General features: G+C 63.1%; 12 protein-coding genes. All 12 read right to left on the bottom strand.

The window, feature by feature from the left end; genetic code table 11:
- Window positions 1-238: 238 nt before the first annotated feature.
- The 12 genes from LGN19_RS29645 to LGN19_RS29590 all read right to left on the bottom strand — a co-directional run bounded on the left by LGN19_RS29645 (window position 239) and on the right by LGN19_RS29590 (window position 17,386).
- Window positions 239-928 (bottom strand): response regulator transcription factor, encoded by a 690-nt coding sequence (locus LGN19_RS29645; RefSeq protein ID WP_226218697.1) that lies wholly within the window; start codon window positions 926-928, stop codon window positions 239-241.
- Window positions 929-1,535: 607 nt separating this feature from the next.
- Window positions 1,536-3,155 (bottom strand): GMC family oxidoreductase, encoded by a 1,620-nt coding sequence (locus LGN19_RS29640; RefSeq protein ID WP_226218696.1) that lies wholly within the window; start codon window positions 3,153-3,155, stop codon window positions 1,536-1,538.
- A gap of 222 nt (window positions 3,156-3,377) precedes the next feature.
- Entirely contained in the window at window positions 3,378-4,328 is a 951-nt protein-coding gene (locus LGN19_RS29635) for an alpha/beta hydrolase (protein WP_175221947.1), read from the bottom strand.
- Window positions 4,329-4,360: 32 nt separating this feature from the next.
- Window positions 4,361-5,851: a flavin-containing monooxygenase gene (locus LGN19_RS29630; RefSeq protein WP_122950381.1), complete on the bottom strand. Its 1,491-nt coding sequence runs from the start codon at window positions 5,849-5,851 to the stop codon at window positions 4,361-4,363.
- Window positions 5,852-6,288: 437 nt separating this feature from the next.
- Window positions 6,289-7,911, bottom strand: coding sequence for an AMP-binding protein (locus tag LGN19_RS29625; RefSeq protein ID WP_226218694.1), 1,623 nt, complete (start codon window positions 7,909-7,911; stop codon window positions 6,289-6,291).
- A 167-nt stretch (window positions 7,912-8,078) separates the two neighbouring features.
- The gene (locus tag LGN19_RS29620) at window positions 8,079-9,062 is read right to left on the bottom strand and encodes an alpha/beta hydrolase (protein WP_226218692.1); all 984 of its coding nucleotides are present in this window, start codon (window positions 9,060-9,062) and stop codon (window positions 8,079-8,081) included.
- 12 nt (window positions 9,063-9,074) lie between these two features.
- Complete coding sequence (locus LGN19_RS29615) at window positions 9,075-10,538, bottom strand: flavin-containing monooxygenase (protein ID WP_226218691.1); 1,464 nt, start codon at window positions 10,536-10,538, stop codon at window positions 9,075-9,077.
- A 52-nt stretch (window positions 10,539-10,590) separates the two neighbouring features.
- Window positions 10,591-11,757, bottom strand: a complete 1,167-nt coding sequence (locus tag LGN19_RS29610) for an iron-containing alcohol dehydrogenase (protein WP_226218689.1) — start codon at window positions 11,755-11,757, stop codon at window positions 10,591-10,593.
- A gap of 29 nt (window positions 11,758-11,786) precedes the next feature.
- Complete coding sequence (locus tag LGN19_RS29605; protein ID WP_226218771.1) at window positions 11,787-13,280, bottom strand: NAD-dependent succinate-semialdehyde dehydrogenase; 1,494 nt, start codon at window positions 13,278-13,280, stop codon at window positions 11,787-11,789.
- Between the two features lie 785 nt (window positions 13,281-14,065).
- On the bottom strand, window positions 14,066-14,536 hold the full coding sequence (locus LGN19_RS29600) for a hypothetical protein (RefSeq protein WP_226218687.1): 471 nt from the start codon (window positions 14,534-14,536) through the stop codon (window positions 14,066-14,068).
- A gap of 61 nt (window positions 14,537-14,597) precedes the next feature.
- On the bottom strand, window positions 14,598-16,154 hold the full coding sequence (locus tag LGN19_RS29595) for a long-chain-fatty-acid--CoA ligase (RefSeq protein WP_226218685.1): 1,557 nt from the start codon (window positions 16,152-16,154) through the stop codon (window positions 14,598-14,600).
- Window positions 16,155-16,201: 47 nt separating this feature from the next.
- Window positions 16,202-17,386: an acetyl-CoA C-acyltransferase family protein gene (locus LGN19_RS29590; RefSeq protein ID WP_226218683.1), complete on the bottom strand. Its 1,185-nt coding sequence runs from the start codon at window positions 17,384-17,386 to the stop codon at window positions 16,202-16,204.
- Between the last annotated feature and the right edge of the window lie 25 nt (window positions 17,387-17,411).

The following is a 17,411-nucleotide window of genomic DNA, read 5'->3' as shown; positions in this document are numbered from 1 at the left end:
TCGCCTACCCTGGAGGCCAGGGGTAACGCGATGAAGAAGCGGCATACGGACGCGCCGCCCGCCCGCATCCCACATGAGGCCCAGGGCCAAGCGATCAGGTCGGGTATCTGCGCAACCGCCGCAACGGCTCGGAGCGGACGATCGCCTGGTGGCGCACCATTCTCTGCGGCACGCACGCCACCGCCGCATGCACACTCGACGAACAGCGGATTCGGACAACGAGCGACGCCTTCCCCCGTCAGCCGGATTTTCTCAGGCGATAGCCGACGCCGTGCACGCTTTCCAGGATGCCCGACGCCCCTGCGGCCACCAGCTTTCTCCGTAGCCGGGTCATGTGGCTGTCGACGGTGCGTGGGGATGCACTTACGTCTGCCATGCACGCATTGAGCAATTCGATGCGCGTAAAGGCACGATTCGGCAGCCTGGCCATGTGAGCCAGCAGGCGGAATTCGACGAGTGTCACGGAAACCGGCGTTTCACCGGAGGACGTCCGCAGGCACACCCTATAGCTTTCCGTATCGACTTCGAGCGCTCCCACCCGGAGACGACGTTCAGGAGCGAGCGCACCGGAGCGGCGAAGCATCGTGAGCAATCGCGCGACGACCACGTCCGGGTTGAATGGCCTGACGATGTAGTCGTCAGCGCCGGCGTGCAGTGCGCGCAACCGCTCCCTGTCCAGATCACACTCCGAAATGACAACGATGGGGGTATCGCTCTGTCGTCGCAGCCTGGCCAGCATTTCCAGGGTATCCGCACGGAGTTCACGGACGTCGAGAATGACCAGATCCGGCTTCAGGTGCAGGTGCGTGGCAAGCACGGCCTGGGAGGTGTTGGTCTGAAACGTTCGAAACCCGTTGCGAGTCAGGCAGGTATCGAGCGTTGACGACATGTCCGGTGCGTCATCCGCGATGAGTATGAGCGAGTGCATGATTGAATTTCCGAGTCGTCGCCTTTCGTGCGCGTGAACACCTTCCGGACAGCGTTCGACGCCGGACGGGGTCCAGGTTCACCGGCACGAACTGGCACGACTCGACGAGTTGAAAGCGGCGTTCGGCATGGCGCACGCCGAAGCCATCGGGATAGAAGCTGGGGAAGAATATTTCCTGCACCCGGACCAGGCCGGACGCCGAGCGGGATCGATCGGCCGATTGCTTCGCTGGTAGCTGCGGCTCATCGCGGCAAGGCACGCACCGGCCTTCATCCGGTGGTTGGCGCATACAGGTCGCCACCCGGCAGCCCGGCCGCAGGCGACGACATCGCCTGCCTCGTGCCTGCCCTGCCCGCCAAAGAGCAAAGGTGCGTTCGTGATCGGCGGTTGGCTGCATCACCCGACCTCACCGCTCGAGCGCCCGACGCCAAAAAGCTCGCGATGCCCGGGGAGCGTCCGGTTTTGCCTCAACCGGCCAGCTGGCCCCAGGCTTCCGGCAGCGGACGTCGCCGCGCATATCGCGCGCGCAACGTCCGGGTACGGTTGAGGCGCCTATGCTGACGAAGGCCAGCACGTGAAGCGGCCCGTTAAACCACGATGCCGATTTTCACGCCGACATCGCGGACGGGAATCTGGAGATCCTCCGAATCAGGTCAGAGGCTTTCTCCCCGATCATGATCGTCGGCGCGTTCGTGTTTGCACCCACCAGCGTCGGCATGATGGAGGCATCCACCACACGCAAGCCTTCCGTTCCCCGTACGCGCAGCTGGGAATCAACGACAGCGAGCGCGTCGCTCCCCATGCGACACGTTCCTACCGGGTGGTACACGGTGTCGGTCCGCTCGCGCAGCAGCGCACGAATGTCTTCGTCCGATCGCGACCGGGACTCGAACAGATCCTCCGTCACGAACTCGGACATCGCCGGCGCCGCCATCAACCGCCGAGTCAGCTTGTATCCGTCGACCAGGACATCGAGATCGTCCGCGTGCTCGAGGAATGCCGGGTCGATCAACGGCGCGTCCAGCGGATCGGCGCTTCGCAACTTGACCGATCCACGGCTTTTCGGCCTCAACAGGCACACGTGACAGGAAATACCATGTCCGAGCTGCACCTTCCTTCCATGATCGCTGACGGGACCCACGACAAAGTGCATCTGAACATCCGGTCGCTCCAGATCGGGACGCGTCTTCAGGAAGGCGCCGCCTTCAGCAAAGTTGGTCGTCATCGTGCCCTGCCGCGACGCCCGGTATTGCCTGATGTCGCGCAGCGTCTTGATCCCGCCGCGTACCGATACACCTAGCGCGTCCAGGCTATTCGTCTTGTAGCTGACGACGAAGTCCGGGTGATCCTGCAAGTTCTCCCCCACGCCCGGGAGATCGGCTACGACCTCGATCCCATGACGCTGAAGTTCGTCCTTCGGCCCGACGCCGGACAACATCAGCAACTGAGGCGATTGAAACGCTCCCGCGGAAAGGATCACCTCTTTCTTTGCCCAGACCGTCTCGACATTCCCCCCACGCGAGACCTCGACGCCAACGGCCCTGTTGCCGTCGAACACGATGCGTCTGACCTGCACACCGGTCTCCACCGTCAGATTGTCGCGAACCTTCAGATGCGGAAAGAGATACGCACGTGCCGCACTCCAGCGCTCGCCATTCCTCTGGGTCACCTGGTAGATGCCGACGCCTTCCTGCTCCGCACCGTTGAAATCGTCCGTGACGGGCAGGCCGCACTGACGTGCGGCCTCCAGCCAACGGCCCTGAAATGGATTACCGGTCCTCAGATCGCTGACCCACAGCGGGCCGCCGCGCCCGTGCCATTCATTGCCAAGCCGCTCGTTATGCTCGCTTCGCTTGAAATAGGGGAAAACGTCGTTCCAGGCCCAGCCTTCGTTGCCAAGCGCGGCCCAGTCGTCGTAGTCGGCATGATGGCCACGCGTGTACACCATCGCATTGATCGCCGACGATCCACCCAACGCCTTGCCACGCGGCTGGTAGCCGCGTCGTCCCAGCAGCCCCTTTTGGGGCACCGTCTCGAACGCCCAGTTGTTCAGCCGGGACGGGACCATCAGCACCAGGGCGGCCGGAACGTTGATGGGCCATCCATCGCCGGTGCCGCCGGCTTCGAAGAGGCACAGCGTCACATCAGGGTCTTCGGTCAAACGCGAAGCCAGCACGCTGCCTGCCGAGCCGCCGCCTACAACAAGATAATCGAATGAGTTCTTCACGGGTCTGTGTCCTGGATAGATGCTTGAACGCGTCACAAGCAACTACCTGATGCATTGACTCCACCACTCACGTCGCGGCCTCACCGAACCGTTGCGCAATCGGCTTCATTCCGTCATGCATCAGCACTGCGTGGCCGCGCCGGCAGCGTTGGAGGTCATCCATCGAACCGCGTGCGGCCACGAAATGGCGAAAAGCGAAATCAACTCGCTTCCGCCAACGTATCAATGGTGCTGCGCGCCGCCGAGTACCTTTCGAAAGCTCGCGATGCCCTTCTCGATCCACGCCTGGGCGCCCGGGGAGATCGCCCCCATGTCGAAGAACCCGTGAATCATTCCATCGCACCTGATCGTGTCGACCTTGACGCCGCTCGCGTGGAGCGAGCGGCCATAGGCTTCGCCCTCGTCGCGCAGCGGATCGAATTCGGCGGTCAGGATGACCGCGGGCGGCAACCCGGCAAGGTCCTTCGCACGGATCGGGGCGAGTCGCGCATCCTCCCTGTCGGTACCGTCGAGCACGTAATGTCGGTCAAACCAGGCGATCGTCTCGAGATCGAGCAGGTAGCCCTCGCCGTTTTCCTTGAAGGAAGGAAAGCCGGCGCGGTCCTGTGCGACTGCGGGGTAGATCAGGAACTGGGCGGAAAGCGAAATTCCGTCGGCGTGCAGTTGCTGGGTCACGACGGCCGCAAGATTGCCGCCAGCGCTATCTCCGGCCACCGCCACGACGTCGCTTCCGCCCAGTTCACCCGCGTTCGCGATCACCCATTTGGTCGCGGCAATCGCATCGTCCGCCGCGGCCGGATACGGATGCTCGGGAGCCAGCCGGTAATCCACCGAAACAACGACCGCGTTCGCGCCACGAGCCAGCTCTCGACAAATGTTGTCGTGGGTATCCAGATCGCCGATCACAAACCCGCCGCCGTGGAGATAGACGACCGTCGGCAGATGACGCTCCTGGGTCGGACGATAGAGCCGCGCCCGCAGCGGTCCAGCCGCGCCGGGAACGGTCAAGTCTTCCACGCCGTGAATGTCGACAACGGCCTCCGGTGCGCGAACGGCGCGTGCCAGGTGCTGCATCAATCCGCGCGCCTCTTCCGGGGTCGACTGCGGCAGCGGTTTCGCGCCGGACCCGGCAAAGGATTCGAGAAAACCAGCGAGGTGCAAATCGAGTGCCATAACATCACCTTTAATCGAACGTTGCTCGGAGATCAGCGATACACGAGGACTTCGGAATCCGGGCTCAATTCCGGAATGGTCTGGCGCTCCTCCTCGTACTCGAAGTGGTGCTGCCACGGCATGCGATCGCCACGCGAGTGCATCTGGTGTTGCGAGCGCATCACGTACCCCGCATTGAAGTTGTTCGGGTCCGTCCACGGCAGCCGCTGCATGTCGGCGTCCTCGGCGCGCAGGCGCGGTTCCACCGTCTTCGCCCCCACCTTGTCCATATGCGCCAGGACGCGGCAGGTGAATTCGCAGACGAGATCGGCGCGTAGCGTCCAGCTCGACCGGTAGTAGCCGTAGATGAACGCCATGTTCGGGATACCCTCGATCATCATTCCTCGATACGAGACCCGCTTGGTCATGTCGACGGTATCTCCATCGACCTGGAAGGCGATCTGGCCGAAAGCGCTCATGTCGAAGCCGGTCGCCGTGACGACGATGTCCGCCTGCAGGTGCTCGCCCGACGCCAGCGTAATGCCGCTTTCGTCGAACGATTCGATGGTGTCCGTCACGACGGAGGCTTTCCCGTCCCGGATGGCCGTGAACAGGTCGCCCTCGGGCACTGCCGCCACGCGCTGCTGCCACGGGCGATAGCCGGGATTGAAGTGCTTGTCGACGTCAAACCCTTCCGGCAGCTGTTGCCGGGTCTCGTTGATCAGCCAGTCGCGAACGGCGTCCGGGTTCGCTGCGGACAGATTGATCAGGTCGAACGTCTGCTTCAGGTGCGCACGCCGCAGAATCTCCGATCGCCATTCTTCGGGAAGGCTCAGTTCGCGAAGCGTCGCGTCCAGCTGGTGGGTCCAGGGCACCGCCGTGAAGAACGTCGGCGACCGTTGGAGCATCGTCACGTGCGCCGCGGTTCCGGCCATCGCCGGAATCAGCGTCGCCGCGGTCGCGCCCGAGCCGATCACGACCACCCGCTTTCCGGCATAGTCGAGATCTTCGGGCCAGTGCTGCGGATGGACGACCGTTCCCTTGTAGCGATCGAACCCGTTCCATTTGGGCGTAAAGCCCTGGCGATGGTCGTAGTACCCCGCCCCCAGCCACAGGAAGTCGGTGGTGATCGAGAAGCGCTCGCCCGTATCGTTGCGCGATACCTCGACCGTCCAGCGTTTCTGTTCGCTCGACCAGCTCACCGTTTGAACACGATGCCCATAGCGGATCTTCGAACCGAGGTCATATTCCTTGATGACATCGCCCAGATAGCTGTGGATCTCCTCCGCCGTTGCAATCGAGCGGCCCTGCCACGGGCGAAATCCGAACGCATACGTGTACAGGTCGCTGTCGGAACGCGCGCCGGGGTAGCGATGGGTCCACCACGTGCCACCGAATCCATCCATGGCTTCGAGGATGGCGAACGAGCGGCCCGGCAAGTTCATGCGGAGATGACAAGCGGCATCGAGCCCCGAGATCCCGGCCCCAATGATCAGTACATCTACGTGCTCAGGCGAACACGAATCTGTTTGTTTCTTAGTCATGAGATCCCTCCGATGACCAGTTATTGAAAATATCCGTAACGCCGCACGACCAGATCATTAGACTTGGTCATGTGACTACGAAGCAAAAAGACGCCCACACGTGTATGCCAGCGACAACGCTTCAAACCAGCACGGGACAACCGCAGGAAAGATCATCGACACACCCGGCCTGACATGCACGCGGATCATTGGCGTACGCATCCCGGTTTGACCGGTCACCCAGAACATGATCAATTGACCAAGTTCCACGGTTCCCAGTCTATGCAGTCAAGGGACAATTTGAATCAGGGGTTTCCATTACTCGATCGGTTGCGAAGGTTGCGTCGCCTCGCACGGGTCCCGTCGTGCCGAATGCTCCGTCGCATCGTTCCGGGATCCGCTCGGGGAGATGCGACGGGGCAGCTCGAACTTGATGGCATCAGCCCCTGACGATGACGTCAACCCTTCGGCGCCCGCAACTCTCGTCGAAGGATCTTCCCGACGTTGCTCTTTGGCAGGCTGTCGCGAAACTCGATGCTTTTCGGTCGCTTATAGCCAGTCAGTTGGCCTTTGCAGAACGTCAGCAGATCTTCGTCCGTCAGGTCGGGCGCTTTCCTGACCACGAACAGCTTGACGGCCTCTCCGGAATGCTCGTCGGGTACGCCGATAGCCGCGACCTCGTATACACCCGGGTGTCTGGCAACGACCTCTTCGATCTCGTTCGGGTAGACGTTGAAGCCGGACACGAGGATCATGTCCTTCTTGCGGTCGACGATGCGCACGAAGCCGTCCGCGGAGATCGACGCAATGTCGCCCGACCGGAAGAAGCCGTCCGCGGTCATCACCTTCGCGGTCTCATCGGGTCGCTGCCAGTAACCGGCCATCACCTGGGGACCACGAATGCACAACTCCCCTGCTTCTCCGGGCGGCAATTCCCTGCCGTCGTCGTCCCGGATCGACACTTCGGTAGAAGGCAGCGGCAGACCGATCGTGCCATTGAATTCGCCACGGGCCACAGGATTGATCGTGACGCAGGGCGATGTCTCGGACAGCCCGTATCCTTCGATAATCGGCGCGCCAGTCATCTCCTTCCAGCGCTTTGCGACGGCCTCTTGTGTGGCCATCCCGCCGCCGTTGGCCAGCAGCAGATTGGAGCAATCGAGGTTGGAAAATTCCGGATGATGAAGCATCGCGTTATAAAGCGTGTTCACTCCCGGAAAGCTCGTGATCTTGTATCCGGCAAGCGACTTGATCATTCTGCCGATATCACGCGGATTCGGAACCAGCACACAGAGCCCGCCCGTACGCATGGTCAACAGGCAGCACACGTTGAGCGCAAAGATGTGATAGATCGGAAGCGCCGCCACCGTGATGAACTGTGTAACGTCAGGGCGCCAACTACGCGCAGGCTTGAGCCAGACGTCCGTCTGCAATACGTTCGAGACGATGTTCCGATGCAAGAGGGTCGCCCCTTTCGACACCCCCGTTGTCCCCCCCGTATATTGGAGAAAGGCGACGTCATCCGGTGACTGGGAGGCCGGCACGAATTTGCCCTGACGTCCCTCTGCAATCGCATCGTCAAATGTCGTATGCGCGCTCGAGATCGGCGCCGCGGGCGAAGCTTGGTCCTGCGTCGCAATCAGAACATGCTTCACCTGCGTTTGTGCTCTGATCTCGTCCAAAGTAGCAACGCAACTATCGAGAAGGACGATCGCCTCCGCGCCGCTGTCGTTCAACTGATGCTGCAACTCGCGGGGCGTATAAAGCGGATTGACGTTGACGACAACGTAGCCGGCACGCAGGACTGCGCAAATCGAGATCGGGTAAGGCAGCACATTCGGCATCATGATGGCGACACGCGCACCACGCTCGAGCCCCCGCGATTGCAGCCACGTGGCCAGTGAACGAGACATTTCGTCAAGCTCACCATATGTGATCCGCTTTCCGTCGCACGCAAAAGCGGGCTTTCCCTGAAACTTGCCGAAGCTTTCTTCAATCAGCGCACTGACGGATCGATACGCATTGGAATCAATCTCTGCCGGAACCTCCGGCGGATAGGCATCAAGCCAGATCTTCTCCATACCCAATCTCCTCTGTCCCGTTTGAATAATTGCGCGACGCCACTCCGCTCATCAGGCTCGTCAACGAGCCGGAACGCGTCGAGCTACGCGAGATTCATCCCTGGCGAACTCGTCATTGACACGACCGCACGGACAGCGATGCGCCAGCCCGCGCGAAGATCAAGACGTCAAACATTGAAACCCTCCGTGTCGGCAAGCCGCCGAACAAAGGAAGCCGCGCGTTCCAGCAGATATCGCGCTGCCGGAATATTGCGGGCCGCGGTGACGATGCCGTGATGATGTCCGGGCAGATGGTGATGCTCGACCTTGCTCCCTGCCCGTGCCGCGCACGATGCGTAGGCAATGCCTTCATCGCATAGCGGATCCAGCCCCACCGTTGCAATGAACATCGGTGGCTGCCGCCGGCCTTCCGCATGCAGCAGCGGAGACAGGCGCGGAAGATCAAGCGGGGGGCCGGCCGGCACGTAGTGATCCCGGAACCAGGGCATCGACTCGGCGACAAGCGGAAATCCGCCTTGAATGCGCTGGTATGAAGGGAGCGATGCCGTCAGGTCCGTCACCGGATAAAACAGGATCTGCCCGATGATCGCGGGTCCCGCCGCCGGTGCCGCATTGGCGATGATGGTCGCCATATTGCCGCCGGCACTGTCGCCCGCCAGGACCACCCGTGACGCATCGATGGAGAGCGCAGAAGCGTTGGCCATCAGGTAGTCCAGTGCCTGCTCGCAATCTTCGAGCGGGACCGGCCACCGGTACTCCGGCGCTAGCCGGTACTCCACCGACGCGACAGCACACCCGCCATGCCGTGCGAGATGACGGCAGATGCCGTCATGCGTGTCCACGCTGCCGATCACCCACCCGCCGCCGTGAATGAAGACGACAAGCGGCTTGCCGTCGGCACCCGCCCCTGCGGGCGGACGATAGAGCCGTACCCGAATGCTGCCGTCCGCAACGGGAACGTCGATGTCTTCATGGACAACGGCCTCGTCACCCGTGAGGCCGTTCAATTCGCAGGCACGCACGAAGTTCACGCGCGACTGGTCGACGGAAAAGCTGCCGTAGTGTCGTCCGCCCAGTTCGCGGAACGCCCGGACGGCGTCCCGAGCATCGTCAGCCACCTCCGTCAGCGGCAACCAGTGCACTGATGTCATGTGCCTCTCCGCTCAGATCGCAGCGAACACGCTTTGATCCCATTGCGTCGCCGCGCGGTATTCGTCCACCGTGCCCGGCCAGTTGTTGATCACCTTGCCTTGCGCGTTCTTGTACCAGCTCGAGCAGCCCGCCGAAAACGCCGAGCCGACCATCGCCGATTGCAGCTTGCCGTTGTATTCGTCAAACACGGTCCGGTCGACGTCGACTGCCTTCACGCCAGCCGTAGCCATGCCGCCGATCGCGTCGATGATGTAGTTCTGCTGGATCTCGAGCATCGACACGATCGAGTTGTGGTTCAGGTTCGTGTTCGGCCCGTACAACATGAACATGTTCGGAAAGCCCGGCACGGTCATGCCGAGATACGCTTCCGGGCCGTCTTCCCACGCCTGGGCCAACGTGCGGTCCGTTCCGCGAACCTGCAGGCTGCCCTGGAATGCCTGACTCTCGAATCCGGTTCCGAACACGACCACGTCGAACGGGAGCAGACGGCCGTCCCGGGTTACGATGCCCTCGTCGACGAACGACTCCACCCCCGCCGTCTCCAGCGCGACGTTGTCGCGCATGAGCGCCGGATAGTAGTCGTCCGATCGCAGAATCCGTTTGCACGCGTATTCATAATCCGGCGTCAGCTGCTCGCGCAGTACCGGGTCGGTCACCTGGCGATGAAGGTGTGCCAACGCGAGACTCTTGCCTTCCATCTGGGCGTTGGAACCCATCCGTGTACGCTCGAACCCGGACTCGCGGAAAGCATGCAGCGATTTCCTGCTTTCTTCGAAAAGATGGGGCTCGCGCTCGTAGGTATCGAGCTGCTCCGTCGAGAAGACGATCTGGTTGCGCGGCATGATCCAGTTCGCGCTTCGCTGGAATACCGTCAGGTGATCGACCTTCGGCACGATGAGCGGCACATACTGCACGGCGCTGGCGGCATTTCCGATGCTTGCCACACGCTTGCCGCTCAAGTCCACGTCATGCCGCCACTCGGCGGAGTGGAAATACGCTCCGTTGAAATCCGCCAGACCGCGAACCGCGGGAATCATCGGACGGTTCAGTTGCCCCCAGGCCGGCACAAAGAATCGTGAGGTCATCCGGGAACCGTCGTTCAGCTCGAATCGCCAGAGGCTTGCCTCTGCATCCCATTCCGCACTGCGAATCTCGCGGTTGAATCGCAGGTGTTCTGCCAGGTCGAACCGCGTGGCAAGTGACTTCAAATAGTGCAGCAGCTCATTGCGGCCGGCATACATGGCGCTCACGCGCAAATGCGGATGGAAGCTGTAGCAGTACAGGTGCGATTCGGTATCGCATGCTGCGCCGGGATACGAATTGTCCAGCCAGACGCCACCGAGATCGGGACGCTTCTCCAGCACGACAAAGTCGTCGATGCCCGCGATTTTCATGCGAGCGGCCATGCCGAGGCCTCCGAAGCCTGCACCCAGGATAACGATCTCGTGGTGCTCAATCCTTTCTACATTGTTCACGGTGCACTCTCTATATTTACGTTACGGCGACTGCGGATTTTCCGGCGTCGGTTCAATAGGCCTGTTCGTACAGGCGCAATGCGTCCGACTCCGTGACAACGACTGGATTGTTCAACAGCAAGCGCTGCTGCTTCATCGCATCGGCCGCCAGCGTTGGCAGGCTCGCATGCGTGACACCCACGTCGCGGAGACGACGCGGCGCGCCGGATCGGTCCATCAGGTCTTCCATGAATGCGATGAACGCTGCCGTGCGCTCCGTGGCGTCACCTGTTCCACCCGCGCCGACGACGTCTGCCAGTTCCGCATAGTGCGAAGCGGCCGCTTCGGCGTTGAAACGCAGCACCGGGGCAAGCATCAAAGCGTTCGACAAGCCATGCGGGATATGGAAATGGCCACCCAATGGATACGCCAGCGCATGGACCGCGGCCACCGGGGCATTGGCAAAGGCCTGCCCCGCCAGGGTGGCGCCCAGCAGCATGGCCTCTCTCGCCTGCCGATCCTCGCCGTTTTCGCAAGCCGGAATCAGGTTGCTCACCAGCAATCGCAGTGCCTCACGCGCGAGCGCATCGGAGATGGCATTCTTCTTGTGCTTGCTGGTATAGGCCTCGATGGCGTGAACCATCGCGTCGATGCCCGTCGCAGCGGTATGGCTGCGTGGCAGGCCGACCGTCAATTCAGCGTCCAGGATCACTTTGTCGGCATACAGCTGGCGTGCGACGATGCCCATCTTGGTTGTTTCGTTAACCGAAACGATGGAAATGTTGGTGACTTCCGACCCGGTTCCAGCCGTTGTAGGGATCTGCACCAATGGCAAGCGTGCACCCTGAACGTTGCCAATTCCGTACATTTCCGCGAGCGATTGCCGCGAGACGGTGAGCACGGCGGCCAGTTTTGCAATGTCCATCGACGAGCCGCCGCCCAGGCCAATGACGATGTTCGCCGCTGCACTGCGCGCGAACTCGACGCAGCGCGAAACCACGATCTCCGGCGGATCGGCCACGACCTCGTCAAACACCGCCACACGGAATCCCTCGGCCGCCAACGACGCTTTCGCCGGCTCCAGCACACCGGCGTTGTGCAGTCCCGCGTCGGTAACGATCAGGACATGACGGCGCTCCGTCCATGCCGCCATCACCTGACCCAGGCGGCGCACACAACCCCACTCCTGGAGAATGGACGGAACGGTTTCGAAGAGCATCGATTGCGGGGACATTTCCATTGGCGTTTCCTTGATGCAGACTTTGGCAGTTAGACTTGGGCGCACATGTACTTGATTTCCAGGTATTCCTCGATTCCATAACGGGAACCCTCACGGCCAAGGCCCGATTGCTTGACCCCACCGAACGGCGCGACCTCGTTCGAAATCACGCCGGTATTCAGGCCGACCATGCCGTACTCCAGTGCCTCGCCGACGCGCCAGATCCGGCCGTGGTCGCGTGTATAGAGATAGGCTGCGAGCCCGTACTCGGTGTCGTTGGCCATCGCGATCGCTTCTGCCTCATCCTCGAATCGGAACACCGGACCGACCGGCCCGAAGAGCTCTTCGCGTGCGAGACGCATGGCCGGCGTCGCATCGGCAATAACCGTCGGCTCGAAGAACGTGCCCCCAAGCTGATGGCCTTTCCCGCCGGTGACGATTCGTGCGCCCTTGCTTACCGCATCGTCGATCAGCTGATTTAGGTGGTCACAAGCGGACTTCTGAATCAGCGGCCCCTGCTGCACCCCCGGTTCGATGCCGTTCCCTACCTTGAGCGCCTGAACGCGCAGGGTGAGCGCCTCGACGAAGCGGTCATGAATGCCCGCCTGGACAAGAAAGCGATTGGCGCAAACACAGGTCTGGCCGCTGTTTCGGTACTTCGACGCCATCGCACCTTCAATCGCTGCGTCGAGATCCGCATCGTCGAACACGATGAAGGGTGCGTTGCCGCCGAGTTCGAGAGAAAGTCGCTTGATCGTCCCGGACGATTGGCTCATGAGTACGCGGCCGACTTCGGTCGAGCCGGTGAACGAAAGCTTGCGCACGATCGGGCTGGCCGTGAGCACCGCGCCGATCTCGCGCGACGGGCCACACACCACTTGAAGGACACCCGCCGGTATTCCCGCTCGCTCGGCCAGGACGGCAAGCGCAAGTGCCGTCAGCGGCGTCAGGTCCGCGGGGCGCACGATGATGGAACAGCCCGCCGCCAGTGCCGGCGCCACCTTGCGCGTGATCATCGCGGCAGGAAAATTCCACGGTGTGATTGCAGCGCAAACACCGACCGGCTGACGGATGACAAGGATGCGCTTGTCGCCTTGCGGGTGAGGAATGACGTCGCCGTAGACACGCTTCGCCTCTTCGGCGAACCACTCCACGAACGAAGCCGCATACACGATTTCGCCGCGGGCCTCCGCCAGCGGCTTGCCCTGCTCGGAGGTCATGATGAATGCGAGGTCGTCGGCATTCGCAACGATCAAGTCGTACCACGCGCGCAATATCCTCGCGCGCTCGTGGCTGGTGCGTTTCTGCCAGCCTTGTTGTGCAACGGCCGACGCTGCAATGGCTTGCTCCACGTCTGCTGCGCCAAGGCTCGCCACGCGGGCCAGGATTTCACCCGTGGCCGGATTCGTTACCGGAAACGAACGACCATCCGTGCCGCCAACCCATCCCGACGCAAGCCACGCACGCGTCTCCAGCAAGGATCCGTCGCGCAGTTGGGCGCGAAGCGCCGACGGGTCGATCGATTGGTTCATCCTGCTGTGCATTTCATCCACGAGCACTGTCTCCAGAGATTTCTTTTTTCAACCCGGGCGCTGTCGGCCGACCGCCGAAAACTGCCCGGGCTTGACTACGATGACGCCTGCTCCATCTCCCGCGATTCCGCCTGACTTCCGGTAGCCGACGCCGGCCAATTTCCCCGTCACCCGGACGCTTTCGCAAAGAAATTGCCCGCCCAGCGGAAGTCCGCGCGATTGCGGTGGCTTCCAATTGGGGATGAAACAGGAATGTAGATCACGTGACATGGTCATTTGACCATAAACCATTTTTTGCGGCAACTCAGTAGTTGCACGGGCTACCGGTGCCCCCTTGGGGAGAGGGCCACACGAGGCGGGAGCGTCAGACAAGGGGATCGCTCGGGGCGAATCGGTCGGGTTCGTCGAAGCGCTGCTGCAGGCGTCGTTCACCGCCCACCGCCACCGCGGGACCGGCATCCCGCCGGCGTTGGATAGGTCACCGCTCGCGGCGAACGAAGCCACCGCGTGCACATCGTGTACAAATCGATGGCCGGCGACGACCTGTTGTGCGGCGAATGCGGTGCGCGCCGTCACGCTTGACGGCTGCCTGATCGCGCATCAAAGCGCGGCCCGTGGTCGCGTATCGCCGCGGGCCGCGGGCGTACAACAGGCACGCACCGGCGACCGAAGCCGCCGTTCCCGGCTTCTGTCGCCGGTTCTCTACGACTTCGGCCACACAATGCGACTGTGAAATGGGATGTGCTACAAGGGCGGGCGATCTGCACCGATGTGCGCGCGGATCGCCCCGCCGGCACTCAGTACAGCCCGGCGACTGTGCGAGCCGGGAGGTCGCGATCGTACGAATCTTCGTCGAACGTGGCGCCGCTCAACCGCCGATGCATCGCACCCGCGCTCGGCAGCCGGTCGCGTTCGATCCGCGCATCCGGATCCCGGAAACGCGAACGCACGATGGCCTTCGAGAAATGGAAACAGGCGGCGTCGCTGTGGATCAGCAGCACCGTGCGCGGTATTTTCCCGTCGACGGCAAAGCGCACGAGCAGGCCGGGCAGCAAGCCGTTGAGCAGCAGGTCATCCCGGTCGAGCCGCTCCGCGATCCTGGTCTCCCGCCGCGCGGCGCCGGCCGGCACCAGTACGGTTCCGTCGCGCCGTCGGGCAGATAGCGTTCGCCTGCCGCGCAGCCATCTCGCTCGTTGCGCCGATTCCGGCAAGCGCGCCAGAGCGCCCGTGTCAGTTCCCCATTCCGTACGGGCATTGAACACGCTCATACGATGAAAGCACGCCCCGCCGCCGAACGGCTTGGGCAATCACCGCAGGCACCCTGCAGCGTCAGCCCACCGACCGGCCGGCGCCTTTCCAGTAAGCCTCGCGCAATACATACTTCAGCAGCTTGCCCGCACCGGACAGCGGCAGCCCGTCGCGAAATTCGACGCTGCGCGGGCATTTGTAGCCCGCGATGAGCGTCTTGCAATGCGACTTGATGTCGTCTCCGGTTACGTCGGCGCCCGGCTTCAGCACGATCGCCGCATGAACCGTCTCGCCCCACTTTTCATCAGGAATCCCGATGACGGCGCACATCGCGACCGCCGGGTGTTTCGCGATCGCGTTTTCCACCTCGACCGAATAGACGTTCTCGCCGCCGGTCACGATCATGTCCTTCAGGCGATCCACGATGAACAGGAACCCGTCCTCGTCGAGATAGCCCCCGTCTCCCGTGTGCATCCACCCGTCACGAATCGCCGCCGCGGTTTCCGCCGGCTTGTTCCAGTACCCCTGCATGACACCTGCGCCGCGCGCAACGACTTCGCCGGGCGTGCCGCGCGGCACCTCGACACCGTCGGCATCGACGACACGGATCTCGGCAAAGAACGTCGACCGGCCCGCGGCGCGCAACTTGCCCGACTGGCGGCCCTCCGCGGTATGGCATGCAGGCGGCAGCACGGCGATCACCGGAGACATCTCGGTCATCCCGTAAAGCTGCATGAATGCGGCACCGGGCAGTGCGTCAAACGCGCGATTCAGCACCGCCTCGCTGATCGGCGAGGCGCCGTACTGGACCAGCCGGAGGCTGCTGGCGTCGTGCGTCTTCATGGCCGGATGATCGACCAGCATCTGGATCATGGTGGGCACCAGCAGCGTATCGGTCACCCGCTCCTTCTCGATGACCGACAACGCCGTGGCCGGCTCGAATGCCGGGAGGAACACATGCCGCCCGCCGCGCAGCAGCAGCGCCAGCATGAGCGTCACGTCGGCCACATGGAACATCGGCGCGGCGTGGAGCCCGACGCCGTCCTCCGCGATCACGCCTTCGGCAAGCATGTCGAGCGCGTTGCTGAACAGGTTGCGATGGCTCAGCATCACGCCTTTCGGCACGCCCGTCGTGCCCCCGGTGTAGAGAATGCCGGCCAGGTCCTCGCCCGAGCGCATCGCGTCGGGCACCGGCGGCGCGGCTGCCAGCAGCGCCTCGTAGGACAGCATGCCATCGGGCGTCGCGCCTTCGCCCGCATGAACGACCGCGCGCAGCGCCGTCGACCGGCTGCGCAACTCGGGCACCATCGGTGCGAACGCGTCATCCACCAGCAGGATCGCGGTATCGCAATCGTCGAGCGAATACGCGATTTCGGCGGGGCTCCAGCGGATATTGACCGGATTGACGACGCCGCCCGCCCACAGGACCGCCAGGTAGTACTCCAGATAGCGGTCGGAATTCAGCGCGAGCATGGCGACGCGGCCGCCGGCATCGAGGCCCAGCGTCTGCAACGCCGATGCCAGCCTCGACACACGTTCGCCGAGTTCCGCAAAGGTCCGGCGCCGTTCGCCGAACACGGTCGCGATGGCATTCGGCTTCTGCTGTACCGCGCGATGCAGCCCAATGGTCAAATGCATGACGTCTCCTGACTGGTGATCGATATCGAACCGGCCGTCGAACGGATTCAGGCTCGCTCGAAGATGGCCGCGATGCCCTGCCCGCCGCCGATGCACAGCGTCACCAGCGCGTAGCGGCCGCCCGTCCGGTGCAGTTCGGCAATCGCCTTCGTGGTGATGATCGCCCCCGTGGCACCCACCGGGTGGCCGAGCGAAATGCCCGATCCGTTCGGATTGACCCGGGTCGGATCCAGGCCCAGTTCCTGAATGACGGCACAAGCCTGGGCGGCGAATGCTTCATTGGCTTCGATCACGTCCAGGTCCTGCATCCTGAGCCCGGTGCGTTCGAGCACCTTGCGCGTGGCCGGAACCGGCCCGATCCCCATGTACGCGGGCTCTACGCCAGCGTGCGCATAACCGACCAGACGCGCGAGGGGCCGCAGGCCCAGCGCGTTGACACGCTCCGCCGTCGCCAGCACGACCGCGCCGGCACCGTCGTTGATGCCCGACGCATTGCCGGCCGTCACGAGGCCGTCCTTCCTGAAGACCGGCTTCATGCCGGCCAGCGTCTCCACCGTGGTATCGGCCCGCACGTGCTCGTCGGTATCGAACCGGACCACGCCCTTGCGCGTGCCGATCTCGACCGGCACGATCTGCTCGTCGAAGCGCCCCTGCGCAATCGCCAACGCGGCACGCCGCTGGCTCTCCGCGGCGAGGCGATCCTGCGCGTCGCGCGAAATGCCGTAGCGCGCGGCGACGTTCTCCGCCGTGATGCCCATGTGCATCTTTTCCCACGGGTCGTGCAGGATGCCGACCATGTAGTCGATCAGCGCGGCGTTGCCCATGCGCGCGCCGTAGCGCGCCGCGGTATCGAAGTACGGGCCGCGGCTCATCGACTCGGAACCGCCGCCGATCGCGATATCGCAATCGCCGTGGCCGATGGCCTGCGCCGCCGACACGATGGCCTGCAGGCCCGAGCCGCACAAGCGGTTCACGTTGAAGGCCGGCGTCTCGATCGGGCAACCCGCATCGAGGGCGGCCACGCGGCTCAGGTAGGCGTCGTTCGGCTCGGTCGGAATCACGTTGCCCATCACCACGTGGCCGATCGCATCGGGCGCGACGCCGCTGCGCTCGATGGCCGCCTTCACGACCGTGGTCGCGAGCTGCGTGTTCGGCACGTCCTTGAGCGCGCCGCCAAAGGTGCCGATCGCGGTGCGCGCGGTGCCGACGACATAGATGTCACGCTGGGTCATATCGATCTCCGGAAGATGAATGGAA

Source organism: Burkholderia sp. AU30198, from assembly GCF_020419825.1.
Lineage (GTDB): Bacteria > Pseudomonadota > Gammaproteobacteria > Burkholderiales > Burkholderiaceae > Burkholderia.
The sequence above is the reverse complement of the archived record's forward strand: the minus strand, read 5'-3'. Positions and strand labels throughout refer to the sequence as shown.